This is a genomic window from Myxococcales bacterium (assembly GCA_016712525.1).
GTDB lineage: Bacteria > Myxococcota_A > Polyangia > Polyangiales > Polyangiaceae > JAAFHV01.
Genome location: JADJQX010000001.1, coordinates 977,120 through 1,003,083, shown reverse-complemented (window position 1 = coordinate 1,003,083; position 25,964 = coordinate 977,120). Strand labels below are relative to the sequence as shown.

General features: G+C 69.6%; 22 protein-coding genes. 10 read left to right on the top strand and 12 right to left on the bottom strand.

What is annotated here, in order from left to right; genetic code table 11:
* Positions 1–8: 8 nt before the first annotated feature.
* From IPK71_04300 to IPK71_04285, 4 genes are all read right to left on the bottom strand, one after another.
* Positions 9–374, bottom strand: a complete 366-nt coding sequence (locus IPK71_04300) for a roadblock/LC7 domain-containing protein (protein ID MBK8212949.1) — start codon at positions 372–374, stop codon at positions 9–11.
* Between the two features lie 4 nt (positions 375–378).
* Positions 379–1,428 carry a PAS domain-containing protein gene (locus tag IPK71_04295; protein ID MBK8212948.1) on the bottom strand — a complete coding sequence of 350 codons (1,050 nt, stop codon included), beginning with the start codon at positions 1,426–1,428 and terminating at the stop codon, positions 379–381.
* A 236-nt stretch (positions 1,429–1,664) separates the two neighbouring features.
* A complete protein-coding gene (locus tag IPK71_04290) occupies positions 1,665–2,276 on the bottom strand; it encodes an L-2-amino-thiazoline-4-carboxylic acid hydrolase (GenBank protein ID MBK8212947.1) in 612 nt (203 codons plus the stop codon).
* 50 nt (positions 2,277–2,326) lie between these two features.
* Entirely contained in the window at positions 2,327–3,115 is a 789-nt protein-coding gene (locus IPK71_04285; protein ID MBK8212946.1) for a hypothetical protein, read from the bottom strand.
* A 524-nt stretch (positions 3,116–3,639) separates the two neighbouring features.
* Between IPK71_04285 and IPK71_04280 the strand changes: the two genes are divergently transcribed.
* Positions 3,640–4,299 carry a TetR/AcrR family transcriptional regulator gene (locus IPK71_04280; GenBank protein ID MBK8212945.1) on the top strand — a complete coding sequence of 220 codons (660 nt, stop codon included), beginning with the start codon at positions 3,640–3,642 and terminating at the stop codon, positions 4,297–4,299.
* 226 nt (positions 4,300–4,525) lie between these two features.
* Here IPK71_04280 and IPK71_04275 read toward each other — a convergent pair whose 3' ends face one another.
* Positions 4,526–5,491 (bottom strand): hypothetical protein, encoded by a 966-nt coding sequence (locus IPK71_04275; protein MBK8212944.1) that lies wholly within the window; start codon positions 5,489–5,491, stop codon positions 4,526–4,528.
* Between the two features lie 517 nt (positions 5,492–6,008).
* On the opposite strand from IPK71_04275, the gene IPK71_04270 reads away from it, so the two are divergent.
* A complete protein-coding gene (locus IPK71_04270) occupies positions 6,009–6,524 on the top strand; it encodes a hypothetical protein (GenBank protein ID MBK8212943.1) in 516 nt (171 codons plus the stop codon).
* Positions 6,525–6,796: 272 nt separating this feature from the next.
* On the top strand, positions 6,797–7,150 hold the full coding sequence (locus tag IPK71_04265; GenBank protein MBK8212942.1) for a hypothetical protein: 354 nt from the start codon (positions 6,797–6,799) through the stop codon (positions 7,148–7,150).
* A gap of 166 nt (positions 7,151–7,316) precedes the next feature.
* On the opposite strand, the gene IPK71_04260 is transcribed toward IPK71_04265, so the two are convergent.
* Positions 7,317–7,973, bottom strand: a complete 657-nt coding sequence (locus IPK71_04260; GenBank protein ID MBK8212941.1) for a sensor histidine kinase — start codon at positions 7,971–7,973, stop codon at positions 7,317–7,319.
* Positions 7,970–9,460 carry a hypothetical protein gene (locus tag IPK71_04255; protein MBK8212940.1) on the bottom strand — a complete coding sequence of 497 codons (1,491 nt, stop codon included), beginning with the start codon at positions 9,458–9,460 and terminating at the stop codon, positions 7,970–7,972. The genes IPK71_04260 and IPK71_04255 overlap by 4 nt, the downstream gene beginning before the upstream one ends.
* Before the next feature lie 155 nt (positions 9,461–9,615).
* On the opposite strand from IPK71_04255, the gene IPK71_04250 reads away from it, so the two are divergent.
* A complete protein-coding gene (locus IPK71_04250; GenBank protein ID MBK8212939.1) occupies positions 9,616–11,100 on the top strand; it encodes an SAM-dependent methyltransferase in 1,485 nt (494 codons plus the stop codon).
* Positions 11,101–11,109: 9 nt separating this feature from the next.
* A complete protein-coding gene (locus IPK71_04245) occupies positions 11,110–12,354 on the top strand; it encodes a competence/damage-inducible protein A (GenBank protein MBK8212938.1) in 1,245 nt (414 codons plus the stop codon).
* A 60-nt stretch (positions 12,355–12,414) separates the two neighbouring features.
* Here IPK71_04245 and IPK71_04240 read toward each other — a convergent pair whose 3' ends face one another.
* Complete coding sequence (locus IPK71_04240) at positions 12,415–13,461, bottom strand: hypothetical protein (GenBank protein MBK8212937.1); 1,047 nt, start codon at positions 13,459–13,461, stop codon at positions 12,415–12,417.
* A gap of 375 nt (positions 13,462–13,836) precedes the next feature.
* Between IPK71_04240 and IPK71_04235 the strand changes: the two genes are divergently transcribed.
* The 5 genes from IPK71_04235 (at position 13,837) to IPK71_04215 (ending at position 21,337) form a co-directional block, all read left to right on the top strand.
* Entirely contained in the window at positions 13,837–14,574 is a 738-nt protein-coding gene (locus IPK71_04235) for a hypothetical protein (protein ID MBK8212936.1), read from the top strand.
* The gene (locus IPK71_04230; protein ID MBK8212935.1) at positions 14,571–15,242 is read left to right on the top strand and encodes a hypothetical protein; all 672 of its coding nucleotides are present in this window, start codon (positions 14,571–14,573) and stop codon (positions 15,240–15,242) included. Before IPK71_04235 ends, IPK71_04230 begins: the two co-directional genes overlap by 4 nt.
* A gap of 7 nt (positions 15,243–15,249) precedes the next feature.
* Entirely contained in the window at positions 15,250–17,493 is a 2,244-nt protein-coding gene (locus IPK71_04225; protein ID MBK8212934.1) for a hypothetical protein, read from the top strand.
* Positions 17,494–17,508: 15 nt separating this feature from the next.
* A complete protein-coding gene (locus IPK71_04220; protein MBK8212933.1) occupies positions 17,509–18,180 on the top strand; it encodes a lamin tail domain-containing protein in 672 nt (223 codons plus the stop codon).
* A 259-nt stretch (positions 18,181–18,439) separates the two neighbouring features.
* A complete protein-coding gene (locus IPK71_04215; GenBank protein ID MBK8212932.1) occupies positions 18,440–21,337 on the top strand; it encodes a hypothetical protein in 2,898 nt (965 codons plus the stop codon).
* Between the two features lie 504 nt (positions 21,338–21,841).
* On the opposite strand, the gene IPK71_04210 is transcribed toward IPK71_04215, so the two are convergent.
* From IPK71_04210 to IPK71_04195, 4 genes are all read right to left on the bottom strand, one after another.
* Positions 21,842–23,110, bottom strand: coding sequence for a hypothetical protein (locus tag IPK71_04210; protein ID MBK8212931.1), 1,269 nt, complete (start codon positions 23,108–23,110; stop codon positions 21,842–21,844).
* Between the two features lie 133 nt (positions 23,111–23,243).
* A complete protein-coding gene (locus IPK71_04205) occupies positions 23,244–23,759 on the bottom strand; it encodes a hypothetical protein (GenBank protein ID MBK8212930.1) in 516 nt (171 codons plus the stop codon).
* Positions 23,760–23,814: 55 nt separating this feature from the next.
* A complete protein-coding gene (locus IPK71_04200; GenBank protein ID MBK8212929.1) occupies positions 23,815–25,227 on the bottom strand; it encodes a hypothetical protein in 1,413 nt (470 codons plus the stop codon).
* A complete protein-coding gene (locus IPK71_04195; GenBank protein MBK8212928.1) occupies positions 25,224–25,880 on the bottom strand; it encodes a ribulose-phosphate 3-epimerase in 657 nt (218 codons plus the stop codon). Before IPK71_04195 ends, IPK71_04200 begins: the two co-directional genes overlap by 4 nt.
* Positions 25,881–25,964: the final 84 nt, after the last annotated feature.

The window sequence follows — 25,964 nt, the reverse complement described above, 5'->3', positions numbered from 1 at the left end:
TGCCTCCCTCAGAGAACCTTGCGGATGTCGTCGATGGCGCGACGCATGTCCAAGAAGATGAGGCCGAGCTTGGCCTGTTTGCTGGCGAGGCAGAGCAGGAGCGTGCCGGAGCTCGCCGCCATCATCACGGCGTACCCGCTCTTTCCGCGTACGAGCACCTCCTCCACGTCTCCGCGCTCGAGCTCGGTGGCGGCGCGCGTGCCGAGGCTCGAGAGCGTGGCCGTCATGCCGGCGACACGCGTCTCGTCGACGTGCTGCGGGAGGGCGCTCGCGATCATGAGGCCGTCCTCGGAGATGAGGGCACTGGCCTCGACGTCGGGAGACGCGCTCTGGAGGCCGCGCAGAATGCGGTTCAAGTTGTCGACACGGGACATGGGACTACCTCGATACGATGGGGGGTGCAGATGCGCGGTGGAGCGGGAGCGACAGGACGACCTTCGTCCCCGCGCCGGCCACGCTGGTGATCTCGAGAGCTCCGCCGGACGAGTCGGCGATTTGGCGGCACAGCGCGAGCCCGACGCCCGAGCCGTGGGTCTTCGTGGTGAAGAAGAGGTCTTGGCAGCGCGCGAGCACGCTCGGGGGCATGCCGGGGCCGTCGTCCTCGACGGTGAGCGAGAACGTGTCGTCCGCGTCGAGCTTGGCGCTCACCGTGATCGTGTTCCCTTTTCGGCACGCGTCGATCGCGTTCTTGACCAGGTTGAACGCGACGCCGGCGACCACCCCGCGGTCCAGTGGCAAGAGCGGCATGGTGGGGATGTCGGCGGCGAGATCGACCTCGTTTCGTGTCGCGCTCGGCTCGAGGATGCGGCACGCCTCGCGGAGCGCCATGTCGACCGCCGCGTACTGATCGCCGTGCGCCGATCGAACGACGCCGCCCACGCCCTGGAGCACCAAGCCGATCCGCCGCACCTCCCAGAGGACCGCGTGGAGGTCGCGCTGCACCTTCTCTTCGGTCTCTTCGACGAGCACCTCGAGCATGCTCGTGATGGCCGCGAGCGGGTTGCGCAGCTCGTGAAGCACGGACGGCAGGGCGTCGCCGAGCGCGGCGAGCTGGAGGAGGCGATCGCGCTCCCTCCGAAGCGCCAGCACACCCTCGAGCTCCTGGAAGAGCACGGTCCTCTGTCCGCGCGCCCCGGGCTCGCTCGCGGAGAAGCCGATCATCGTCGTGCTCCCGTCGAGACGGGTCACGATCGCTTCGGGCCTGTCGCTACCGAGACCCCGCGGGGTGGCCGCGGCGGCGAGCGTATCGAGCGGGACCAGCAGCCCCTCGACCGGGCGACCGACGAGCGCCGAAGGATCACATCGGAGCACACGGCCCGCACCGCGGTTCGCCACCTCGATGCGCCCGTCGGCTCCGACCACGAGCACACCCGCGGTGAGAGAATCCAGCGCCTCGTCGGCGGTGCACCGTGTGCCCCGAAACCCCATGAACGGGCCGTTGCACTTGCCGTGCCGCCTATTGGATAGCGACCTAGGACCTCGAAATCGCGGAAAATTCCATCATGCGTCGATCGTAGGTCCCTGTAGGTGGGCTCCGAGCGAAATTGCGCACGCGACGCAACCCTTGCATCGTGACGCCCGAAGCGACACACGAGGCCCATCGAACGGATCCCCGTCGCTTAGAGCGCCCGTGCCGTCACCGTGACGTACCGAATGGCTCGTTTCTAGCCAGGGCGAATACGGATGAGTTGAAAGTGGCAATCGTTTGCACCTTCGGCCATCGTGCGCGGGCGATCCAGTCGGACGTTCAGGTCTTGGAAGGCTCTTGCGTCGACCTCGCAAAAAAGAGGTGCGAGCTCGGGTGCACCGGTCTCGCGCGTGAGCGTCGGAAACAGGCACTCGTGGGCGGTGAAGGCAACGCGGTCGGCGCTGACCTCGAATCCCGAGAATTTTGCGTTCGGGAAGCGCGAGGTGGTGCGCACGAGGCTCACCTCGTCGAGGGACGTGGTCCGAGCGAGGAGCCCCACGGTGCGCGCCATGAAGGCCGCGCCCGCCGCGAGCACGACCTCCCTCGTGATGCGCAGGGCGTCTCGCCCACGGACGCGTCGCAACACCCGATAGAGCACGATGGCCGGGGCGATCTGCTGTCGGGACGCTCTCTCTTTCGGCGTCGCCGGCGGATCGAGGCGCGAGAAGGGCTCGCCCGCGGCCATGCGAGCGCCGACCTCGAGGCCCACGGCGAGCGCACGAAAGGGCCCGAGCTCGCGCACGAGGACCGCGAGCGCCGCAGGCTCGATGGGTCTCGGAGTGGCGAGCTCGGGCTCCCTGTCGGACATGGCGCGAGAGTACCCGGGTCGAGCCTCGTGGCGCGGACGATCGCACGCCGTCAGGGCAAGCACACCTCGTACATGGCCATGTAGCCGCTCGTGAAGGGCATGCTCCCTTCGAAGCACTTCGCCGAGACGCCGCGGCCGTCGAAGGTGCCGAGAACGTTGCCATTCTCGACGTATTGAATCGTGAGCCGGTCGCCCGTGTGGGTCCACGTGCCGGTGACCGTGGGCTCGGCGGGGACGCTGATCGTCCCGCCCGCCGCGAGCACCGTGTCGAAGCCGGAGATGGAGCTCGGGTAGAGCTCGCACTCGAAGAACGACGTGAGGTTTTGCCCCGTACAGTGGCGGCCGTGCACCGTGACGGGCGCGGTGAACGAGATCGGCACGGTCTGCGGGGTGACGACGACGTGGCGTGTGTCGTTCGCCGAGTTGGGGTCGGCGGAGGTGCTGTTCGCGTCGACGTCGATGGCGAGCGGGGCTATCGCGTAGGGGAGCGCGAGGGAGAACGTGATCGGCGTGGCGGCGCGGCGAGCGCGGATCGTGCCGAGGTTGCAGGTGAGCCGCGTGCCGGCGCGTGTACAGCGGCTGTCGAACGCGCCGAGCACGCCCATGAGGTGCACCTGCGGGCTCGTGGCGGTCTTCGGCAGATCGATCGTGACCGACACGTTCTGGGCGCTCTGCCCGCCGATGTTGGAGACGGCCACCGAGTACACGCCGCTCTGGTCGACGGCGACCGTGGGCGTAGTGACCGTGACGGTGAGGTCGGACGACGAGGCGGCCGAGGCGGGCGCGACCGTGAGCGCGAGGGCGGAGAGGGCGAGCAGGGTGAGGGCGTGGCGGTGCATGGTGGTTCCTCTTTCTTGGGGGCCGAGTGGGCACGACCGCGCACGCCCCATCGCCGCGCTCCTGAGGGCGCGCGACGTGGGGACCCGGGCCTCGTCGTGGGTGCGATGGAGGCCTGGCGCGTCTCGTGGACCCGAGAGCGTGGGGCGCGTGTCGGCGCTCCGTTTCGCCCTCGGTGTCACCCGTGAGAGTGCGTGCGAACGGCCTCGGCGGCAACTCGCATCCTCGTCGCTCGTGGATGCGCGGATGGACCTTCGCGGGCCCTCGCCGACAATCCCTCGGATCTCTCGTGGCTCGGCCGACGCGAGGGCTCGCTCGGGCGCACGAGGGCGCCTCGTGGGTGCTCACATTCGGTCCCCAACTGCCTGAAAACGCCGGGGTTTTACGTCTCCGTTCGGGTGACATCCGAACGGGTGACAGCCGGGTGGACCGTCCCTCTTTGGGTGACGGACGGAGGCGCGAAATCGAGCGAACGTGGACGATGATGAATCCCTCGCCGCGCGTCCATAGGTCGGAGGTCCCATTGATGTCCGACACGTTCACTCCACGCAAGACCGCACGCCAAGCCCGCGCCCGCGACACGGTGCTCGGCATTCTCCAGGCCTCGGCCGAGATCGTGGTTCGCCACGGCTTCGAGCGCTTCACGACGAACCGCATCGCCGAGCGCGCGGGCGTGAGCGTAGGCTCGCTCTACCAGTACTTCCCGAGCAAAGAGGCCATCTTTCAGTCTCTCGTGGAGCACACGATGAACCGCGCGGTCGACGGCTTCATCAAAGAGATCGACGCCATCGACCCGGAGACGACGACGCTCGAGTCGGCCATCGCGCACATCGTCGACAAGGTGCTCGACGTGCAGGTGCACCACGGCGGCGTGTACTCCCAAATACTCTCGTCGACGCTCTCGATGAAACACTTCGAGTTCGTGCGAAAGAACGACGCGCGCGTGATCCCGGCGCTCACGAAGAAGCTCCGCGCGTACGACGTCGAGGTCGACGACGAGGAGCTCGGGCGCGGCGTGAGGCTCGCGCTTTATGCTCTGAAAGGCGTGCAAATCGGCACTGTGTTCGGCGCGGTCGACCCCGCCTGCCCCAACGTCCGCGCGAGGCTCGTGCGCGTGCTCATGGCCGCCGTGCGAGGTGCACGGGTCACCGTGTCGGAGCGCGTGCCCGTGGGGAGCACGGCCTGACGAAAGAGGAGAGAAGACAGCAAGATAGGGTGCCCCCACACGCGGGTGCTCGGCTCGAGGCCTCCGCCCCCGCGAGCTCCCCCAAAGCTCGTTCTCGGCTCCGCTCCCCCACGCGCCGTCGCGCACACCCCCGCTCGCGAAGCCTCCGAGCGAGCCGGAGGAGCTCCCCACCACGTCGCGGTGCGCCCTCGTTTCTACCCAAGGCGCTCGCGGCAGCCGTTCGCCCTCAGCTCGTGCCCGGAGGAGGCCCGTAGCCCGGAGGAGGCCCGTAGCCCGGAGGAGGCCCGTACCCCGGAGGTGTGCCGTATCCTCCCGCGGGGGGCGGCCCGTATCCTCCGCCGGCCGCCGGTCCGCCGAACCCGCCTTGGAAGGGCCCGTGTCCGGCAGCTCTCGCGGCGTACGTCATGTCTTGACCCGTGAGGCGCATATAGATGACAGGAAACATCATCGCAAAAATCGGATAGCTCACGACGACACCGATACCGCACGCGGCGGCGCCGGCGAGCAGCACGAGGCCCCCGAGCAGGGACGCGACGAAGATCTCGCCGCGTTTGCCGCGCGTGGCGGCGAGGCTCGATCGGAGCGCTTCTCCTAAGGGCATGTCGCGGTCGACGATGAAGAAGGGGGTCAGCGAGACCGCCATCGAGAGCCAGATGAAGGGCACGATGGCGAGCATGTTCCACACGCCGGGCAAGAGACCGAACTCGCCGATCCCGGTGGCCTCCATCGCGGCGACGGCCCCGACACGGAGGAGGGCACCCACAGTGCCGCCGAGGTGGAGCGTGAGTGCAAACCCGATGGCTCGTCCCGCCCCCTTCGTCGCGAAGAACGCACCGAACGAGGGGGTTTGCTGCCGCACGATCGCGAGGCCCACGTGCGCGAAGCCGTTGGTCATGAGCCCGCCGAGCGCCTGGCTGGCGATCAAGGCAAAGAGCAACACGACTTGAGACCCCACCGATGGCGTGAGCCAAGACCCGACGAGAAAGGCGGGACCGTACCCGACGCCGCCGCTGACGGAGAGCCAGAGCGCCGAACCGACGACGAGAAGCCCCGCGTTCCGCTTGACGTGCTCCCACGCGACGCCGACCACCTCGGACGCCTCGAAGCGTTGCGGCGCGACGTGGGCCGGCGTGGGGAGGGGAGCGGCCTCGGAGTGTGCAGGCGAGGGAGGTGCGTACGGATCGAAGCTCATCGTGGGGTGTCCTTCCGGGCGTGGAGTGGCGTGAGCCGGGCCTCGTGTGAGCCCCTTCACCGGTCGAGGCGCCCTCCGTGCCACGTTGGCCGAGCGTGAGCCTATCGTGGGACATTGCGTAAGTCACGAGGATGCATGCGAGGTCGGATCGGCGACGGGCACGCCGAGGGTGCGTTCCCGCGGGAAGAGACGAGGACACGCCGAGACTCGCCCACCAGCTCGGCGAGCATCTCTACGAGAGTGCTCGAGCTTTGCGGAAGCGCCGCCCTCGCGCGGAGAAGCCGATCGCAGGCGGCTTGTCGGAGCTCGAGCAGGACGTCCAAGCGAGGATGTGGGCCTTCTCGAGCCAGCGTCTCGGCGACCCTCGCGCCCCTCGTGACGAGGAGTCGGTCCCGTAGGCGGTGCTAAAGATCGACCGATGGGTCCCACGGATGCGCTCCCATGCTCGGCGCGGGTACGCTCGGCGCGTGCCGCCGCGCCTCGCGCGATTTTGCACCTGCTCCTTGGCGCCGTCGCGGTGACCCTGCTCTCGGGCTGCGTTCGTGGCTTCACCCGCGCGGAGACGGGTGCTGCCTGCAAGCTCGGCGGTCGCGCCGGTCACTCGGGCCAGACCTTCTCCGTCGACACGGTGATCGGCGTCGACGCCCGGACCGCCAAGTGGATCGACGGCAGGGCGCTGCCGTTCGCGGCACACGTGTCCGGGACCGCCATCCTGGCGCCGGATCGAAAGGTGTTCGCCTTTGGCACCGGCCTCGCGTACTACGGCTCGCCGCGCCCGATTTCGGGCTACATGCTCGGTGGTACGACGATTCACGTCGACGAGATCGATGGGAGGTTCAGCTTCGGCAACCTGAGCCCGTACGGCGAGGTCGGCCTCCTCACGTCGGTCCCGTCGCGGCACCGGCTCGATGGCAGAGGACTCGTCCTGAGTCTCGGCGTCCAGGCCGCGACGTATTTCAACTATCTTGTCAAAGGCAGTGAGGTCGACGGCTTCCTGCTGCTCAAGCTGGGAGTCGGGTGGGAGGTGAACTGAGGGAGAGGCAGCGCGCACCGCGGGATGACTCACGTCAGGACGGCCCGCGGATGGGAGAGGTCTCTGGTTGAGTCGAGGTTGGCGTTGGCGCGTCGTCGTCGATGCAGCCTGCTCGGTATCGCGGTTTCTCTTCGGGCGCGCCCTGGGCGCGCTCGGCGTCGACCACGCGCCGGTGCGAAATCCCCCACGAATCAGGCACGAAGACGTCGGCACGCTCCATGCTTTGCCGGTGCTGCCGCAATCGAGCGGACGCTGACGAAGGACGTTTCCCCATGCTCAAGGACATTCGCTTCTCGATCGCTCTCTCCATTCCCCTTCTCGTCGTGGTCGGGTGTGCTGCGGGGCCCGACCCGGACGGGGAGCTCGAGCCTGCGCCGACCGCTCCTGAGTCGTCCGAGGCTGCCCAGGCTGCTCCGGAGGAGGTCCCAGTGACGACGCAGCAGGCAACGTCCGGCACGTCGACCAATCGGACGAACTGCCTGAACGCGTGCCTCGGAATGTGGCGCGACTGTCGCCTGCGGTGCTCCACGTTCGGGAAGGGGTGGATCAACTCCCTCTGCGAGAGCGGCTGCGAGAGCGATAGCCTCTCGTGTCAGCGAACCTGCAACCACAACTACCCGCTCTGAGAGAGACGGGGGCTCCGCCCTTGCGCGGTGGGCTGGGGCTCGTCGTTCGGGCGCTCCCGGTGCCGTGGAAGGCGGTGCCTCGTCGTGCTCGGCCCCCGCAGGACGATGCCGCTGAACGGTAGGTGTAGAGCGCAAGCGGTGTCCCGCGTGGGCGACGCGCCTCCGCTCAGCCCACCCGCACTTCGAGGCGTGGGCCCTCGGGGCCCGTGAAGGGCACGCGCACGAAGGCTCGCGTCTTCCCCTCCGCGACCTCGAGGCCGCTCGTGCCGCCGTGGGCCTCGGCGATGCGGCGCACGAGGTATGCGCCCACGCCGTACCCCTCGATCTTCGGGTTGGTCTCGCCGCGGCGAAACCTGGCCGGCGCGGGAGGGAGCGCGGCGGGCACACCGACGTTCTCGACCACGAGCGTGGCGTGGCCCTCCGCGGCGCCGAGGGTGAGCCGAATCGTCTCTCCTTTCGAGTATTTACGCGCGTTCGAGAGGAGCTCCCCCACCACCGTCGCGACGAGGGGCGGAGACCATCGGCCACGCATCGTGCCCTCGCGCCGGACCGACACGGGCACCTCGGCTTGCGCCAGGCGCGCGAGGGGGAGGGCCGAGACCACGGCGTCGACCAGGCACGTCTCTTCGTCGGGAAGCGTGATGGGCGCTTCGGGGTGGGCGACGAGCGAGAGCTCCGCGACGAAGCCCTCGATGTCGTGGAGGGCCGCCGCGGCTGCCTCGGGGCTCGCGAGGCGGAGGGCGTTCACGCGCTCCTGGAGCTTTTTCGCCACCGTCGCGAGGAAGGCGTCGCGCGCGCGGAGCTCTGCCTCGAGCTCGCTCATGCCGCCCTCTCGCCCACGAGGCTCGGAGAAGCCGCGGGCTCGTTCTGCGAGGCCTCGCTCGCGAGCCCGAACCGGAGGAAACGGCGCCCGCCGAACACGACGAGCACGGCGACGAGGCCCACCTGGAGGAGCCCCACCCGCACGAGCATGGCGGGGAGTCCCATCGCCTCGGCCGCCGCGGAGGCGAGACCCTCGACGAGCATGTCCCCTACGATGACGAAGAGGGCGTACGTTCCCGCGATGCGACCGCGCATGCCCGCGCTCGAGGACGACGCTTGCGCGAGCTCGGCGAGGGACGTGCTGGCCTGAGTCAGCGCGTGGTCGATCGCGAGCACGGCGACGAACGGGACCACCGCACGAGAGGCCTCGGCGCCCGCAATTTTACCGGAGAACGCGATGACGAGGCCGTCGAGCAGCATGAGCGCGACGAACACCTTGGCGAGCCTGCCTTTGGCGCGCACGAGCAGCGGCACCGCGGCCACCCCGAGCACCGCGACGACGCTCCACACGATCTCGGCGTAGCGGACCGCGTCGTCCGAGCCGTGCAGCACGTGTTTCACCATCATCTTGCCGTCGTACGACTCGGTCACGAGCTCGACGAGCGCCGTGCCCACGAGCAGGAGCGCGAGCGGTCGCTGATCTCCCCGCGCGAGGAACCGGAGGCCCTGCCCGAGCTGACGAAAGAACCCGACGGCGGGCTCCCGGGCCGCGCCCTCGTGGGCCGGGGGCTCGGGCTCGCGACGAAGCAGCGAGGTGAGCGTGACCTCGCCGGAGCGAAGCGTGGGATGGCAGAGGAACGCGAGCATGCCCGCGAACGTGAGGTGCAGCGTGGCTTGGGCCAAGAAGAGCGGCGCGTAGCTCCCGTGCGCCGCCGCGAGTACCTTGCCGCCGACGAGCAGGCCGAGCAGGGTGGCCGCGGCTTGGAGCGAGGACGTGACCGCGCTCGCCGCGACGAGGTGGGTCTTCTGAACGAGCGGCGCGCCGTGCTCGTCGTGCGCGGGTGAGCCGTCGTCGCGGAGCACCGGGCTCTCCTTCTGGAGGATGTCGACCGCGAACGCGATGCGCGCGGGCCGGAAGGCCGTCTTCGTGAAGGCCGAGAGCACGACGAAGGGCAAAATGCGGCCGATCGTCGGCGTACCCGTCTTCACCAGGGCCACGAGCAAGACGAGCCACATCCCCTCGACCACACGCGAGCCTACGACGAGCGCGTGGCGGTACCGAGCGAGGCCGGGGCCCGAGAGGCGACGCCGCGCGCCGTCGGCCAGCGGGCCCGAGACGATCGTGCCCACGAGGAACGCGAGCAACGAAGGCAACATGAGCTTCGCGCGCTCGGCCTGGCTCGTGAAGAGGTTCGTCATGAGGAGCATCGACGCCCACGCCGCCACCGCCACGCCGACGTCGTCGACGAAGTGCGCGAGGGCGAAGGCGCGGAGCTTGGGCTCTTCACGAAAGGCTCGGACGATGGGGTCGAGGGCGCGTGGGCTCATGAAAGGGAGAACTCGCCGCGCGAAGAGGCGTGACACGAAATCGTGAGGGCTCGTTCGGTGGTGTGTGCCCATGTGCGCGTGAATGGGGTGAGCGAGGGCGCCGAACCCTGCTACGGAAGGCGCGAGCGAGATGAGCGAACGGTCGGAGCCCACCCGTGGATGAGCGTCGCGTGAGGAGCGCGGCGCGCGCCGTCGCCGGAGATTTTCAGACGCCCCTCGAGCTCGCGCGGGGCGTGGTGCGGGCCGTCGCCGAGACGGGGGTGAGGCCGCGTGCCGTGCTCGAGCCCACGTGCGGCAAGGGCGCCTTCTTGCTCGCGGCGCGTGAGGTGTTCCCGCGCGCGCGCCTCGTGGGGTTCGACGTGAACGCGGAGTACGTGGCCGAGGCCCGCCGCGCCCTCGGTGCCTCGGCGCGCGTCGAAGAGGCCGACTTCTTCGGGGTCGACTGGGCGGCGGTGCTGAGTGAGCTGCCCGCTCCGGTGCTCGTGCTCGGCAACCCGCCGTGGGTCACGTCGGCGACGGTGAGCAAGCTCGGAGGCTCGAACGGGCCCGAGCGCACGCGCCGCACCGGGCTCGTCGGCCTCGACGCCGTCACGGGCGCCTCGAACTTCGATATCTCGGTGTGGATGCTCGAGGTGCTCGGGCGCGCGGCGCTCACGCGTGGGGCGAGCCTCGCCGTGCTGTGCAAGGCGCAGGTCGCCCGCAAGATGGTGAGCTTCTTTCATCGCGAGGGAGTGCACGCCGAGGGCGACATCTGGAAGCTCGACGCGCGCCGGCATTTCGGCGCCTCGGTCGACGCCGTGGCCTTCGCCGCGCGGCCCGCCTCTCCGCGCGGGGCTGGGGGCGTGTTCGCCGTGCGGCCCGATCTCGTGTCGGCGCCGGTGTCGCGGCTCGGCGTGCGAAGGGGCAGCCTCACGGGCGACGTCGACGCCGAGGGCAGGACGGCCTTCCTCGAGCGCACGAACGACGGCCCCGACGAGCCCGAGTGGCGCTCGGGCATCAAACACGACGCCGCCAAGGTGATGGAGCTTCACCGCGTGGGCGAGACCTTCGTGAACGGCCTCGGCGAGCCGGTGGAGCTCGAGCCCTCCCACGTCCTCCCGCTCATGAAGGGAAGCGACGTCGCGAATCGGCGTGCTCCGGGGGCACGTGCGCTCGTCGTGCCGCAGCGCGCCCTCTTCGATCCGACCGAGGCGCTCGCCGAGTCGGCCCCGCGCACGTACACCTACCTGCGTCGTCATGAGGCCACGCTGCTCGCGCGCAAGAGCCGCATTTACGCGGGCCGCCCGGCGTTCTCGATCTTCGGGGTGGGCCCGTACGCCTTCGCGCCCTACAAGGTGGCCGTGTGCGGGCTGTACAAACGTCTCGCCTTTCACCTCGTCGGCCCCTGCGAGGGGCAGCCCGTCGTCTTCGACGACACCGTCACGTTCTTGCCGTTCGACGACGAGGCCTCCGCCGCGTGTGTGGCGAAGGCCCTGGAGAGCCCGCTCGCCCGGGAATTTTTCGAGGCCCGCGTGTTCTGGGACGAGCAGCGCCCGCTAGGAAAAGCCGTGCTCCAGCGCCTCTCGTTGCGCGCCCTCCTCGAGGCCGAAAACGGCCCCGGTGACCCTTTCTCCCTCGAGCGACATCCAAAGGAACCCTAGGTCCCTTCCATGCATCCCTCCGTCATCCTCACCATCGGTACCGAGCTCACCCGCGGCGAGCTCGTGAACTCCAACGCCGCCTGGCTCGGCGAGCGCCTCACCGCCCTCGGCTTCGACGTCGTGTCCCACCTGACCATCGCCGACGATCGCGCCCGCATCGTGCGCACCCTCCGCGCCCTGGCGAGAGAGGCCAAGGTCGTCGTGGTGACGGGAGGCCTTGGCCCCACGACCGACGACCTCACGTCCGAGTGTGCGGCCGAAGCGCTCGGCGTGCCGATGCGACGAGACGACGCCTCCCTCGCGGCCATCGTCGCGCGCTTCGAGCGGCTCGGCCGCCCCATGAGCCCGAGCAACGCCAAACAGGCCGATTTTCCCGAGGGAGCCGACGTGCTGCCCAACGCGCAAGGCACCGCCCCGGGCTTCGGCATGACGCTCGATGGTTGCCGCTTCTTCTTCATGCCCGGCGTCCCCCGCGAGATGAAGGCCATGTTCGAGGGTGAGGTCGTGCCCCGCATCGCGTCGCTCGGGCGCGCCCTGTCGCACCAGATCCACCTGCACTGCTTTGGTCTCCCCGAGTCGCAGGTCGGCGAGCGATTGGCCGGGCTCGAGGCCGCGACGCCAGGTCTCACGCTGGGGTACCGCGCGCATTTCCCCGAGATCGAGGTGAAGGTGCTCGTGCGCGCCGACGACCTCGACACCGCGAAGGCGCGCGCCACGGAGATCGCCCGCGAAGTGCGCGCTCGTCTCGGCGACGCGGTCTTCGGCGAGGGCGACGACACGTTCGCCGCGGTCGTCGCGCGCTCGCTGCTCGAGAAGAAGCTCACCCTCGCGGTGGCCGAGAGCTGCACCGGGGGCCTCGTGGGTCACCTGCTCACACGCGAGGCCGGCGCATCGGCGTACCTGCTCGCCGACGCGGTGACGTACGCGAACGAAGCCAAAACACGCTTCGCGGGAGTGGACCCCGCGCTCATCGCCGCGCACGGAGCCGTGAGCGAGGAGGTCGCGCGGGCCATGGCCGAGGGCGTCCGTGAGCGCGCCGGAGCCGACGTGGCGCTGGCCCTCACGGGCGTGGCGGGCCCGAGCGGAGGCTCGCCGGAGAAGCCCGTCGGCACGGTGTTCCTCGCGGTCGCCACGGCCCAAGGCACCCGCGCGAAGAAGGTCTTTTTCTCCCACGAGCGCACGATGGTGCAGAAGTTCGCGGCCTTCGCGGGCCTCGACATGGTCCGCCGCGAGGTGGAGGGTAGGGCGGGCTGAGGCAGCGGTCGCGAGCGTCGAGCACGATGTCGTATACGGTAAGCGGGGTGCGACCAGCACTCACCGTCGGCGCGCGGGCCCCTTCTTCGGAGCAGGTTTCGGCTCTTCGATCGAGAGGAGCCCGGTGGCGCAGAAGGGGAGGGGTGGCTTGGCGGGGAGGGTCGGCTTGGCGGGGCCGCTGAGGGCGACTCCTCCGCGGGTCTCGTCGCGGCCGAAGACGAGCGCACCGGAGCGAGCGTCGACGTACGCGTACGCGGAATCGGAGACGAGGTACGGTCGCTCCTTCCCCACTCCGGGCTCCCAGCATGGGTACTTGTAGCGCACCTCCCAGGCGAGGTGCGGGTCCCAGTCGATCCCCGAGACGACGACGAGCCGCGCGGCGATGGGGCTCCCTGGCTCCTCCAAAGGCAAGAGCTCGAGATAGGGATTCATGTCGTGGATGATGGCGAGCGCCTGATTTCCCGTGAGGTCCGGTGGGGCGGCGAGGCCGTCCGCCGGTACGGGGAGGCGGCCGCCGTAGTACCCGTCGAAACCTTCGTCCTTGTCGTCCTTCGCTTCGTACGGGAGCTCCGGGTGCTGTGCTCCGAAGTAGCGAAGCGAGATGGCGCCGTTTGCATAGCGCCGAAATACTCGCTTCTTTCCCACGAGCTCGGGCCAGTCTCCGTCCCGGAACCCGAGCTCGACTCGGAACTTCTGAACGAATGCGAGAAGTGGCAAGACCGGAGGGTTCCCGACCTTGGCGCCGGTCCAGTAGAGGCGGCCATCGGGAAGCTCTCCCACGTATGCGGTCGCGAGGCCGAACGGGAAGTGCTCGTAGAAAGCCTTTTTCGTCCGAAGGGCCGAGTACGGTGGACGAACGGGGTATTCCGGGGGGCTCTCGTGCCGCGGCCCCGGCGGGAGGAACGGCGGTTCCTCGCGCTCGAAGGCGGTTCGGTTCGGGAGGCCCACCACGTCGCTGCTCCCGCATGCGGGAAAACCCGGGGAGCGCTCCGCCTTGGGGGCCTCCGCGAAGGCGATTCGGGGCGGAATACCCGCCCGAGCGACGTCGACGCCGAGCGCGAGGAGGGCGAGCGCCCCCATGAGAGGGAAGGCGAGCGGAGGGCGCATGTCACTCCTCCCAGCCGAAGCAGCGGAGGTTGCCGCGGTCGTCCAAGGTCGCGGTATTCGTCACGAATCCACCTTGCGGGCGAGAAGGGGAGCCGGGCCGTCGGTGCCCGAGCACGCCGACGTGAGAATGAGGAGCCCGAAGAGGCCGAGGAACGAGGGCGTGCGCTTCATGACGTCACCTTTCGCGGTGACATCGGCCCGGCCGATGGAGACGTTGCGTGAGAAAATGGAGGTCCGGTCGATTTCGAGTGAGGCCTCCCCCCACACTCGGATCCGTGCTCCCCGAACCGTGTGCCACGGTGGCACACGCGGCTCGGAATCGTCATAGGTTTCCGTATGTTAGTGCCTGGTACGCCGGCTGCAGTAGGTCCGGGCATGAGCCCACACCGCACCGCTGTTTCTCTCGGAGCCCTCGCCCTCGTCGCGCTCTCTGCCGCGTGCAGTCCCGGTGGCCTGCCGGACGGGTACACGAGCCTCTGCTCCGACTCCGGGGAGCTCGTGCTCGCGCGCGGCTTTCGGCCCGCCGCCCCGGTCGACTTCGTGGGCCTGCGCGTCGAGCGCACGTCGCCTCGCGCGGCCAGCGCGTCCGACCCGATCGCTCCTGTTGGTCCGCAGCAGGTCGCCGCGTGGTCGGCCCGCTTCGTCGACTCGCAGGGCACGCTCTGCGGAACGGCGAAGGACAAGGCCAAGTGCGAGCAGGCCGTCGCCGCCGTGCGCGAGCTCGGGACGACGTGCCAAGGCCTCAGCATCGTGCCGCAAGCCGCAGCGATGGAGGCTCCGTCTATCCCGCAGGGCACGTGCGAGACGCAGTATCTCCTCTACACACGCGGCGACGAGGTCGGCCTCGTGCGAAACGCGCGCGAGGCGATCGCGTTCTTCGGCCCCATCGACTCGGGCGAAGAGGCCGCGTACGTCGCCCGCGCCGGGGGCGAGGCGCTCAGTTGCAGCGGGCCGACGGGATCGGGGGCCGGATACGCGAGCGTCGCCGGGGGATACAACGTCGCGACCGGCCAGCGCGACTGCGATGGCAACGAGAGCGGCCGAATCGTGCAAATCGCGACGAACGGCGCGCCGAGCGTCGTCGAGGCCGGTGAGACGGCGGTGTGCCGATGAGCGCCCGCGGCCTCGTGCCCGTCGGCGTGGTGCTCGCTCTCCTCGGGTTGGCCGGGTGCGCGAGCGAGCCCACCGCCCCCGAGGGCTACACGTCGATGTGCGACGGGGACATCCTTCGGCTCGTCGAGGGTTTCCGCCCAGCGAAGGACGTCGACTACCTGGCCTTCCGCCGTGACGACGCCGTGTTTTCCCGCGGCGTGAACGAGGCAACGGTGCAGAGTACGACCCTCGAGGCTCGCGGCACGCCTTGCGCGACCGCGAAAGACAAGGGCGCCTGCGAGTCGGCCCTCGCCCGCGCGCATGCCCTCGTGGGCTCGTGTTACGGGACCCCCATCGTGCCGAAGTTCCGAGCTCCCGAGGAGGGCCCGCCCGGGGATCGCACCTGCACCGCGACCTACCTCGTCTTCACGCGGGGCGACGAGGTCGGCCTCGTCGTGACCGACGCCGACGTCCGCAGCTTCTTCGGCGCGATCGACACGCCGCAAGAGGCCGCCTACGTCGCGCAGCGCGGAGGGGAGAACGTCACCTGCCAGACCACCTCGGCCATGCGCGCCGCGTACGCCTTCCTCGCCGAGGGCATCGGCATCGTCGCGCAAGGAGCCGCCGAGCCGCGGATCGTGCGCGTCGCGCCCGACGGCACGGTCTCGCTCGTCGCGGACGGAAAGTAAGGGCATCATGGGACTCTTGAGCTCCTCGCGCCTCCGCCCCTTCGCTCACGTGGCCGCAAGGTTCGCGCTCGCCGTCTCCCTCGCGGGCTCGGGCGGTGCGTTCGTCGTGGGCTGCGGCGGGGATGAGCCGCCGGTGGTCGACGACGAGCTGTCGCTCGAGGAGCTCGCGAGGACCCTCCACCTGCCCGCGATCAAGACCGTGCGCGCGTTCGACGCGTTCGCCACCGAGGGCGGCGGGTTCGGCCTCGCGGGGCGGTCGCTCAAGTATTTCGTCGATCTGCGGAGCGGCGGGTCGGACACGTATTTCATCAACGCGAACTACCGCGTGGGAGGTGAAATCCCCACGTACGCGAAGCTCCACTACGACTTCGCCACGACCGTGCTGGGGATCGCCGAGCCGCCCGCGGCGTTCAACGAGAACACCTACTACTCGGACGACAAGCGCTACGTCGCCGGTTCGATCCAGACGTACACGCTCGGTGGCGAGCCCACGCCCACCTACGCCATCCAGTTTTATCCCGACGACGTCATCCACGAAGAGGGCATCCTCCGCGCGTGCGAGATCCTCCGGCCGAAGATCCGTATCCCGAACGTGCGCGTGGCCGTGGTGTCCACCGGCCCCCAACAGACGTTCGCCCGCGTGAAGGACCGCCTCCGCGCGATCGGCGTCGAGCCGATGACGATCGAGGACGTGCTCGGCACCGTGCGCTACTTGCCCATGAACCCGGGCGAGGCCTGGGGCTATCTGCGCATATTCCCTAAGGATTATGGTGAGCTGCGCGCGACCGACATTCCCGTGTTCGACGAGCTCCCGCTCGACCTGTCGGTGGTCGCGGGCACCATCACGCGCGCCTTCCAGGACGTGACGTCCCACGTGAACTTGAAGAGCAAAGAGCGCGGCACGCCCAACATGGTGCTGCGCGACGCCTCGCCCGCCCTGCCCGAGCTCGCGCGGTTCGCGAACCTCCCCGTGCACCTCGCCGTGGGCAAGACGGGCTACGTGCTCGAGCCCACGACGCCCGAGATGGTCGCGCAGAAGCTCGCCGAGCGGACGAACAAACCCTGGGTCACGCTGCCCCTCACGAACGAGCCTTCGACGAAGGACTACGACGTCATGTGTCTCGCCCTCGGGCCGTCGTGCGTGAACGACGGCGGTCGTTTCGGCGGCAAAGCCACGGGCCTCGGGTTCTTGGCGAGCCCACGTGTGCTCGGGCGCTACGCCCAGCCCGACTCCTTGAGCCGCAGCATGGGCTACGACCTCGCGCCCTTCGGCTTCGGTGTGCCTGTCGCTCGCTACCGCTCGTTCATCGCGCACAATCCGGCGATCGCCGCCAAGGTCGACGCCCTCGTGGCCGCCGAGCGCAAGGGCGACCTCTCGTCGAACGACCGCGCCAAGATGGTGGCCGACGTTCAACAGGCGTTTTACTTCGGTCGCGTGCCCGAGGCCGAGCTCGCCGAAGTGACCACGAAGGTCGCCGCGCTCGCCGCGCGCTTTCCGGACATGGACGAGCTGAAATTCCGCTCCAGCGCGAACGCCGAGGACATTCCCGGCTTCGACGGGGCGGGCCTCCACGACAGCTTCTCGGTGAAGCTCTCCGCGCGGGACAACCCTGACGGCTCGTGTTTCGTCTACCAAGATCCGGGCGACGTGGCGACCAAGCTCAAGGTGGCCCCGAAGACCCCGCAGTGCGCGATCAAAGCCGTGTACGCGAGCCTCTGGAACAAACGGGCCATCGAGGAGCGCTCGTTCGCACGCCTCGATCACGCGACGAGCGCCATGGGCCTCGCCGTGGTGCCCGCGTACGACACCGAGTCCGACGTCGTCGCGAACGGCGTGGTCATCACGCGCGTGGTGAACGGCATCGGCATCTCGGGGTACACGCTCACGCTCCAGCAGGGCAACGTGCTCGTCACGAACCCGCCCGCGGGCACCATCGCCGAGACCACGCTCGTCACGTTTAGCGCCGACCCCTCGCGGCCCGATCGCTTCACCATGGTGCGCGCGGCCGTGCCCGTGCCCTACGGCGAGAAGCTCCCCGGATCGGTCCTGACCGACGAGAAGAAGGCCGAGATCGTGAAGATCGCGCGCGCCGCCGAGGTGGCCTATTGCACGGTGAGCCCGGGGTACGCGCCCTCGTGTGCGAACGTGCAGTTCGGGTCCGAGAAGCCCGTGGCCCTCGACATGGAGTTCAAGGTGTTGGCCAATGGCCACGTGGTGATGAAACAAATGCGGGAGTTCCGCGGCCGCTAAGTCCAGGGAAAGACCATGAAATCGACCACCGATCGCCGCCTCGTGCTCTTGGCCCTCGTGCTCGTGCCCGCGGCCCTGGCGTACGCCTGCTCGGGCGACGACACCGTCCCCGTCGTCGACGCGGGCACCGCCGAGACGTACGTGCCGCCGCCCCCGCCGCCCCCGATCGACGCCGCGCGAGACACGTCCACGGTCGACTCCGGGAGGTTCGACGCAGGCTCGAACCTGAGCGCTTCGAACCTCCTCATCAACGAGGTCTCCGGCGGCGACGAGTGGGTCGAGCTCGTGAACATCGGCGCCGATCCCGAGGACATCTCCGGCATCCGGCTCGCCGATCGCGACAAAACCACGGGCGAGCCCAAGCTCTCCGAGGCCGTCATGTTCCCACCCTCGACCGTGGTCCAAAAGGGCGGATACGTGATCGTGCGCGGCGGCGGCACCGGCGACGCGGGGCGCCCGTGCCCCGATGGCGGGCAGTCGCACTGCTTCAACGCCGAGTTCGGCATCAGCAACAAAAGCGGAGAGACCCTCTTCTTGCTCGCGAAGGACGGCGGCGTGCTCGGGAAGGTGGTCTACCCGCCCGACGCCTCCTCGGGTGCGATGAGCTGGTCACGTCTCCCGAGCGGCGATCCCGACGCGGGCTTCGAGACGGCACCCGAGACGCCCGGCGCCCCGAACCGGCGCTGACGGGCCCTGCACGAAAGAGAGAGCGAGAAAGGGGTGCCCCCACCGCCGGGTGCTCGCCCTTCGGGCTCCGCGCCCGACACCTCCCCCAAACGCCGTTCTCGGCTTCGCTTCCCCGCGTCCCGGCACGTTCCCCATGCGCGCGAAGCCTGCGAGCGGCGAGGGGGAGGTGAACCGTGCGCGGCATAGCCGAGCTCGTGCAAAAGATGCCGTTTGTCGACCGGCCGATCTCGGGTCATAGTCCGCCCCGAGGGTCGAAGCCATGCGCAACGCACTGAAATTCTCGGGTCTTTTCGCGGTGTTGCTGCTCCCGGTCGCGTGCGGGGCGCCCGCCGACGAGGTGGCCACCGGGGCCGACGCGCCGTTCGATCCCGACACGGCCACGCCCACGGAAGACGCGGAGCTCGACGGCCCGCGGGCGCGGCTCGCAGGCGACCCCCTCGAGCTGCCCGACACGACCGCCGCGGCGCCCACGGTGTCGGTCGCGCAGAACGTGAACGAGGGCGGCTTCGTCGGCGACAAGATCACCTGGCGCGACTCGGCGAACCGCACGCGCACGGCCTTCCTCGTGGGCAACGGCGCGCAAGATCCGGCCGGGGCCTTCGGCGGGTATGCCCGCACCTTCACGTACCAACCCTCGGCGGGCGTCACGCGCACGATGAGCGGCGGCGCGAGCGAGCCCGGCTTCGGCTTGGTGATGGCCCAGCGCTCGAGCGACTACGCCACGATCTCGAACAAGTTCGTCACGGGCACGCGCACGCTCCGCGCGAACGGCACCGGCCACGCCATCGTCGAGTTTTCGTACGCGACCCTCAAGACGAGCACCGGCGCCACCATCCCCGTGAAGGCCACGGTGCAATGGGTCTTCGTCACCGGGCGCGACTACCCGCTTTGGAACGTCACCTACGACAGCTCGGCGGCCGGCGCGAACGGGCTCTCGCTCGACACCAAATCTCCTTTTGGCGCGCTCGAGTACACGGGCTCGTCGGGCACGGTCGACGGGGTCGGGTGGGGCGATCGCCGGAAGTTCACGACCACGGCCACCACGGGGCCCGTCACCATGCAGTCGGCGTGGTCGTACTCGGCCACCAACGTGGTGCCGTACGTGCTCTCGTGGAACAACGCCCAGAACGCCGAGATGGGGCTCGTGCAGAGCCAGAGGTACACCCAGCACGACGCCGGCTACGGCTGGTTCTACTCGAACTGGGGAAAGACGAGCGCCACCCGCGTCATCGACGCCGGGAGCCCCGCGAGCCAGCTCATGCCGGCCGCGTGGAACTGGACGTACCTCTTGAATCAGCACCAGCTCCCGGCCGGCACCAGCGTGAAGACGATGGGCTGGGGCATGAACTTCGGCGCCGTCGGCCAGACCTCGTTCCCGTCGTATGGATATCAGGGCAACCTGAGCGGCTATCCGTACCAGAGCTACGGCACCTTCATCGTGCTCGGCGCCAAGTCCGCCACGACGAACCAGGTCGCCCAGGTCGAGCGCCAGACCGCCTCGTCGATCGCGGCCACGCGCGGCCAAGTGGTCACGAGCGGAGTCGCTGGCGTGGGCCGGACCGACACCGTGACGTTCGCGCCCGCCGGTTACAACCACGTGCTCGCCACGTGGGACGTCCGCGCCGAGCCCACGACCTCGGCGGCGGTCTTCACCTTCGACCCCAAGGCGAAGGCCATCAAAAACCCGGTGTTCCGCCTGCTCGACTACACGAAGGCGACGCTCCCCTCAGGCGTGCGACTCGGCACGACGGCCCTCGTCGACGGCACGGACTACGAAGTCTCGCGCGACGGAAACACGGTGTGGCTCACGCTGAAGCGCACGGTCTCGGCGGCGGTCACGATCGGCCTCAACGAAGAGACGGGCGGCCCCGGCACCGGGCTCGATCCGTTCTACCAACACTTCGACGTGAACCACGTGCTCTCGACGGGTCAGAGCAACAGCGTGGCGAACTCGGGCACCCCGGTGCTCACCACCACGCAGCCCTTCGCGAACCTCATGTTCGACGTGGGCGTGATGACGGCCACCGGCTGCAACGGCAACGGCTGCACGACCTACCAGACGCCGAGCTCGCTCGTCGCGCTCGTCGAGGGCGATCGCTTCTTCAACTACTCGGTCGAGACGGCCTCGAGCGGGATCGCGAACGAGATCACGAACATCGCGCGCAGCGTGTACCTCGTCGGCCAGCCCGCGGGTCGCACGAGCCACGAGGTGCTCGTGAGCCTGCACGGCCGGAGCGGCAACAGCTACGCGTGCCTCCGCAAGGGCGGGTGCTCGTGGGAGAGCGCGTCGAACATCAAGGCCTTCACCGAGGCGATGCGCCAGGTCGACGACGGCAAGCGGCTCGCCGCGGCCCGCGGCGCCTCGTACGTCGTGCGCGCCGTCACGGCCATCCACGGCGAGACCGACCACTACTACGCCGGCTTCCCCCTCGCGGGGACCGACGGGACCCCGAACAAAATCCAGAATTATTCGGACGCGCTCGTCGAGTGGCAAACCGACTACGAGGCCGAGGTGAAGGCGCGCACCGGGCAGACCCTCCCCGTGCCCCTCTTCGTCTCGCAGATGAGCGGCTGGACCGACAAGCCCGCGAGCCCCATCGCCAACGCCCAGCTCGACGCCCACGTGCGCGCGCCCGGGAAGGTCGTGCTCGTCACGCCGGGCTACCCGTTCGCCTTCGCGTCCGACTGCCTCCACTACACGTCGCATAGCAACCGGAGGCTCGGCGAGTACTTCGCCAAGGCGTATCTCAAGCACGTGCTCGAGGGCAAAACGTGGGAGCCGGTCCGCCCGACCGCCGTCTCGCGCGCGGGCAACGTGATCACGGTGAAGTTCGCCGTGCCCGCGCCGCCGCTCACGCTCGACACGACGCTCGTGACGAACCCCGGCAACTTCGGCTTCCGCTACCTCGACAGCGCGGGCACGCCGGCCATCACCAGCGTCGCGGTGACCGCGCCCGACACGGTGACCATCACCCTCGCGTCGACCCCGACGGGCACGAGCCGCAGGCTCACCTACGCGCAGAACGCCCCGTCCCCCGCGTGCCCTGGGCCCACGGGAGGTGCGCGCGGCAACCTCCGCGACTCCGACGCGACGCCCTCGCTCTACGGATACTCGCTCTACAACTGGGCCGTGCACTTCGACGTCGCGGTGCCCTGAGGCACGAGGAGCCCACGGCTCCGCTCGCCGAGAGCGAGAGAAGAGAGAAAGAGAGGGGTGCCCCCACCGCCGGGTGCTCGCCCTCCGGGCTCCGCGCCCGACAGCTCCCCCAAAATCCGTTCTCGGCTTTGCTTCTCCGAGTCTCGGCGCGTCCACCCGCGCCCGCAAAGCCTGCGAGCGGATAGGGGGAGCTCCCAAGCACGGCGTGGGCCGCTCGTACCCGCCATTGTCCCTTCCGGGAGAACAAAGTGGCGTTCGTACATGGGGTTATCCCTTCCGGGAGAACAAAGTGGCGTTCGTACACGGGAGTATCCCTTCCGGGAGAACAAAGTGGCGTTCGTACATGGGAGTATCCCTTCCGGGAGAACAATAGGGCCTTCGTACGCGTACGGGCAGGCTCGCCGCGGCTTCGGGAGCTCTGTCGCACGGTACGAATCGCCGAGCCGCTCTCCCGGTCGCATGCTGCGAGGATGCGAAGGCCCTCGTCCCGTGGGCGTGGGCTCGTTACTTCGCGACGAGCGTGCGCTCCATCCCGCGGGCCACGTCGACGGACTCTGCGGCCGTGCGCAGCGTGATCGAGACGCTCCTGTCGAGGTAGCCGAACGCGTGCAGGTTCGTGACGCTCGTGCGCTCGTCGCGCCGGGAGACGCCCGGGAGGAAGCCCGCCGGCTCGTTCATGCCGAAGAGCTCTTTGCCGATGCGGTGCGCTCCCTCGGCCAAGTGGCAGTTCGCGCAGTCGGTGGAGGCGGCCGTGTGCACGCTCGGATCCTCGACGCGGAGGGCGGAGTCGAAGGCCTTTTGGAGCGTCGCCGCGGGCGCCTCCCTGCGGGCGCTGGAGACGAGGGCGGCGACGGGATCCTTCGCCGAAGGGCCGCCGAGGGCCTCGGCCGAGGTCTCCGCGAGCGAGAGGGCGCGTGCAGGCGTGCCCCCGACGGTCTGACCAGACTGTTCGACCCCCGGGATCTTGCCCGCGACGTATTTGCCATTCACCCGATCGTGGATGGTGAACGTCCACCCGTCGCCGTCGAGGGCGAAGTTGTGGTCGAACGTGGTGACTCGCGCGATGCGCTTCTCTCCCACGTGGCGGAGCACGATCGCGCGGAGCGTCTTGCCGAAGGCGCCCTCGAGGCCCTGGGCGGTGAGGATCGGGTGCGGCCCGAGCTCTCGGGACTCCGTGTCTCCGCTCGCGCGCTTCGCGGTGAGGATCTCGCGGAGCATCTCGTCGAGCTCGCCCGCGGGCACGTCGTACATCACGTGCACGCCCCCGTCGGCCGCGAGCGTCGCGCCCTTCGTGTCGGGGGCGACGCCCTGGAACACCGCGCGGACCTCGCTCGTGCACGCCGCGCCCTCGGCTCGGTGGCCGCACGGATCGAGGCGCACGCCGACGAGGTGGAGCGCCTCGTAGGTCGACGTGTGCTCGAAGTCGAGCGAGCCCCGGCCGAGGGGGCCCGAGAAGGCCTCCCGCGGGAGGAGAGGGCCTAGCCCCGTGCCGTCGCTCGCGCGGAGCAGGCCCGCGGTGCCGCGCTCGGGCAGCGGATAGAGGATGGAGACGTCGGTCGTGGCGACGCGCGCGGTGAACGGGCTCGTCGGCAGCGGCGGATCGGTCGGCGTGATCGCGCCGGGAGGCGGAGGGGCTCCCGGGAAGGGGGTCGAGCTCGCCGACGGGGACGATCCGGGGGCGGCAGTGCCCGAGAGATCCTCGGTTTTTCCGCCGCAAGCGGCGAGCGTGAGGGCGACGGCGAGGGACAAGGAAGCGCGATGCGAGGGGTTCATGTCCGCCGCTTGGCGCACGCCGCGGTGTTCCGTCGGAAAATGTTCGAGAGGCTCGCGACTTCATGCGCGCGCCTTGGGCGAGCCTATCGTCCGTCCACCGACGCGTGAGGTCGACGGCCTTCCACGCGCTCGCCTACCGGTAGGGCTCGTCCCGGTGCTCGGCCACGTGGCGAGCCATGCAGTCGTCGCGATGCACGATGACGTCGCAGCTCGGGCACCGCGCTGCTTCGTTCTCCGCGATCACTCGCTTGCGGCAGTGGCCACACCGCTCGCCGGCGATCTGCGGGCCTCGCCTCCCCGCCGGGGGTGCCCCTGCGGCGACCGGACCCGTCGGACCGGCCCGATTCGCCATGACGGCGAGGCGCGCGAAGAAGAGGACCCCTGGGATACCGACGAACACGACGAGCGCCGCCGAGACCAGCGCTTGGTAACCGCACGTCACGGGCTCCTTCGGACGAGCGGCCTCGGAGGAGGACTCCCTCTCCACGCCCCCTAGCTCGTACGGTTTCGGGTCGTGGAGCGCCGCCGAGGACGCCTCTCGGGGCTCCATGGCGGCACGCGCGTACGACGTGCAGAGGAGCCCGATCGAGCCGAGCGTGACGCCGATCCCCAGAACCGTGACTCGGATACGGGCGCGCCTCGACCCCATGCGAGCAGCGTAGGCGCCAGGGTGAGGCCGGTAAAGGACGCCGCGCGCCCGTTCGCTACCTCACCTTCGCGCCTTGGGCGAGCACCTCGTCGGCCCATTTGCGCGAGAGGGCGCAGGTGCCCTTCGGGGTCCAATCGGCCTTGTCGGAGCGCTCGGCGGGGCCCGCCAAGACGACGTACGCGCGGCCCTTGCGCGCCACGGCGAGCGGGCCGAGCTTCGGGCGCTCGACGCAGATCATGTCGGCGTCCTTGGTCACCTTGCCGGGGATCTTCTCGAGGCCCGGGCGCACGGCCTCGAAGGCGCGCTTGGCGAAGGTGTCCTCGGGTTTGCCCTTGGGGGGAGCGTCGGTGACGACGAGCAGCGCGTTCGCCATCGTCTTGCCGTTCTGCACCACGGCCGATCGATCGCCGCCCCAGTCGGCCGCGGCGGCCTTGGCGGCGCCGAGGGTCGCGGTCCACTCTTCGAGCGCGATGCGCAATCCGCCCTCGCCCGAGGTATCCTCGTCGACGCGCGTGTATCCTGCACCGAGCGCCGCGAAGGTGGGCGCGGGCACCGCCAGGGCGGGCTCGTGCGCGCTCCACTTCTCGGCGTGGAGCACCTGCTCGGTGGTCTTCGGGAGGTCGCGCCAGGCGTCGTCGACGTGGAGGAACCCGCCCTCGCGCCGCAGGGCGTGCACGAAGAGGGTGCCGTCGACGTAGGGAAAAATAAGGGTGCTCCGGAGGAAGCGCGGGGCGTTGGCCGCGTCGCCGAAGCTCATGGCGCCCTGGAGCACCGACGTGAACACGGTCTCGGGGAGATCGAGCGCCGTCTGGCCTTGAGCCTTCATCGAGAGATCGAGCATGGTGCTCGTGGCGTCGCCCTCGGCGAGCATGCTGCCCGCCATGATCTCGTCGCTCTTGCCGGGGTGGTAGCCGCCGCGGGGCTTGAGGTCGTAGTGCTGATCTTGGAGCGCGTGGGTGAGCTCGTGGGCGAGCGCGAGGGTGGCCGCGTCCCCGGCGAGGTCTTGCGCGACGTACATGGTGCCCGTCTTCGGGTCGTAGAAGCCGTCGAGCTGGGCCTCGAGCAGCTTCGAGAGCTCGCCCATGTAGTCGAACGGGGCGGGCGCGAAGCCCATGAGCTCCATCACCTTCGCGTCGCGCTCGATGGCCGCCTTCGGGTACTCGTCGTCGGCCTTCTTGCGGACGGCGGCGACGAGCTCGGTGCGCTCGAGCACCCTGCCAGGCACGGGCGATTTGGCGGCGAGGCCGCGGACGGCGCTCACCTTCTTGAGGATGGCGGCGATGTGTTTGTCCTCCGGGGAAGGCGTGGGGACTCCTGGCAACGGCGGCGCGATCGGTACGCTCGCGGGCGCGCTCGGGGCAGGGATCGGCACGTAGGCGAGCGGCGGCACCTTGGGCTCACCCCCGCAGGACGTGAGCGCCGCAGAGACACCTGCGACGATCGCCGCGCTCGTGACGAGGCGCCTCAACGCGCCCCCCGGAGGCGCGCGATGGCCTCGGCGTAGCTCGGCTTCGAGAACACGGCGTTGCCTGCGACGAGCACGTTGGCGCCCGCGGACACGACGCGCGGTGCCGTCTCTTCGTTGACGCCCCCGTCGACCTGGAGGTCGATCGCTCTCCCGCTGGCCTCGATGGCCTTTCGAATGCGTTCGATCTTGGGGAGGGCCGACTCGATGAAGCTCTGCCCCCCGAAGCCCGGGTTCACGCTCATGACGAGCACGAGGTCGGCGACGTCGTACACGTACTTCAGGGCCTCTTCGCTGGTCGACGGATTGACCACGACGCCGGCGCGTTTCCCGAGGGAGCGAATGTGGGAGAGCGTCCGATGCAGGTGCACGCACGCCTCGACGTGCACCGAGATCACGTCGGCGCCGGCCTTGGCGAAGTCGTCGACGTAGCGCTCCGGCTCGACGATCATGAGGTGGCAGTCGAGGGGGAGCTTGGTGACCTTGCGGAGCGAGGCGACGATGGGCGGCCCGAGGGTGATGTTGGGCACGAACCGGCCGTCCATGACGTCGACGTGCACCCAATCGGCCTTCGCCGTCTCGAGGGCGCGTACCTCCTCTCCCAGGCGGGCAAAATCGGCGGAGAGGATGGACGGGGCGATGATCACGGGGGGCATCGGGGCTCTCGTTCGCAGCCCGGGGCCCCGGCGTCAAGCTCCGCGTGGGGCCGTTCGTGTCGCTCGGGCTTGCGTCGTGCGGGC

Excerpts from the sequence above, each read along its gene's own strand:
- IPK71_04300 (MBK8212949.1), bottom strand. The coding sequence starts at position 374 with ATGTCCCGTGTCGACAACTTGAACCGCATTCTGCGCGGCCTCCAGAGC.
- IPK71_04295 (MBK8212948.1), bottom strand. The coding sequence starts at position 1,428 with ATGGGGTTTCGGGGCACACGGTGCACCGCCGACGAGGCGCTGGATTCT.
- IPK71_04290 (MBK8212947.1), bottom strand. The coding sequence starts at position 2,276 with ATGTCCGACAGGGAGCCCGAGCTCGCCACTCCGAGACCCATCGAGCCT.
- IPK71_04285 (MBK8212946.1), bottom strand. The coding sequence starts at position 3,115 with ATGCACCGCCACGCCCTCACCCTGCTCGCCCTCTCCGCCCTCGCGCTC.
- IPK71_04280 (MBK8212945.1), top strand. The coding sequence starts at position 3,640 with ATGTCCGACACGTTCACTCCACGCAAGACCGCACGCCAAGCCCGCGCC.
- IPK71_04275 (MBK8212944.1), bottom strand. The coding sequence starts at position 5,491 with ATGAGCTTCGATCCGTACGCACCTCCCTCGCCTGCACACTCCGAGGCC.
- IPK71_04265 (MBK8212942.1), top strand. The coding sequence starts at position 6,797 with ATGCTCAAGGACATTCGCTTCTCGATCGCTCTCTCCATTCCCCTTCTC.
- IPK71_04260 (MBK8212941.1), bottom strand. The coding sequence starts at position 7,973 with ATGAGCGAGCTCGAGGCAGAGCTCCGCGCGCGCGACGCCTTCCTCGCG.
- IPK71_04255 (MBK8212940.1), bottom strand. The coding sequence starts at position 9,460 with ATGAGCCCACGCGCCCTCGACCCCATCGTCCGAGCCTTTCGTGAAGAG.
- IPK71_04245 (MBK8212938.1), top strand. The coding sequence starts at position 11,110 with ATGCATCCCTCCGTCATCCTCACCATCGGTACCGAGCTCACCCGCGGC.
- IPK71_04240 (MBK8212937.1), bottom strand. The coding sequence starts at position 13,461 with ATGCGCCCTCCGCTCGCCTTCCCTCTCATGGGGGCGCTCGCCCTCCTC.
- IPK71_04235 (MBK8212936.1), top strand. The coding sequence starts at position 13,837 with ATGAGCCCACACCGCACCGCTGTTTCTCTCGGAGCCCTCGCCCTCGTC.
- IPK71_04230 (MBK8212935.1), top strand. The coding sequence starts at position 14,571 with ATGAGCGCCCGCGGCCTCGTGCCCGTCGGCGTGGTGCTCGCTCTCCTC.
- IPK71_04225 (MBK8212934.1), top strand. The coding sequence starts at position 15,250 with ATGGGACTCTTGAGCTCCTCGCGCCTCCGCCCCTTCGCTCACGTGGCC.
- IPK71_04220 (MBK8212933.1), top strand. The coding sequence starts at position 17,509 with ATGAAATCGACCACCGATCGCCGCCTCGTGCTCTTGGCCCTCGTGCTC.
- IPK71_04215 (MBK8212932.1), top strand. The coding sequence starts at position 18,440 with ATGCGCAACGCACTGAAATTCTCGGGTCTTTTCGCGGTGTTGCTGCTC.
- IPK71_04210 (MBK8212931.1), bottom strand. The coding sequence starts at position 23,110 with ATGAACCCCTCGCATCGCGCTTCCTTGTCCCTCGCCGTCGCCCTCACG.
- IPK71_04205 (MBK8212930.1), bottom strand. The coding sequence starts at position 23,759 with ATGGGGTCGAGGCGCGCCCGTATCCGAGTCACGGTTCTGGGGATCGGC.
- IPK71_04195 (MBK8212928.1), bottom strand. The coding sequence starts at position 25,880 with ATGCCCCCCGTGATCATCGCCCCGTCCATCCTCTCCGCCGATTTTGCC.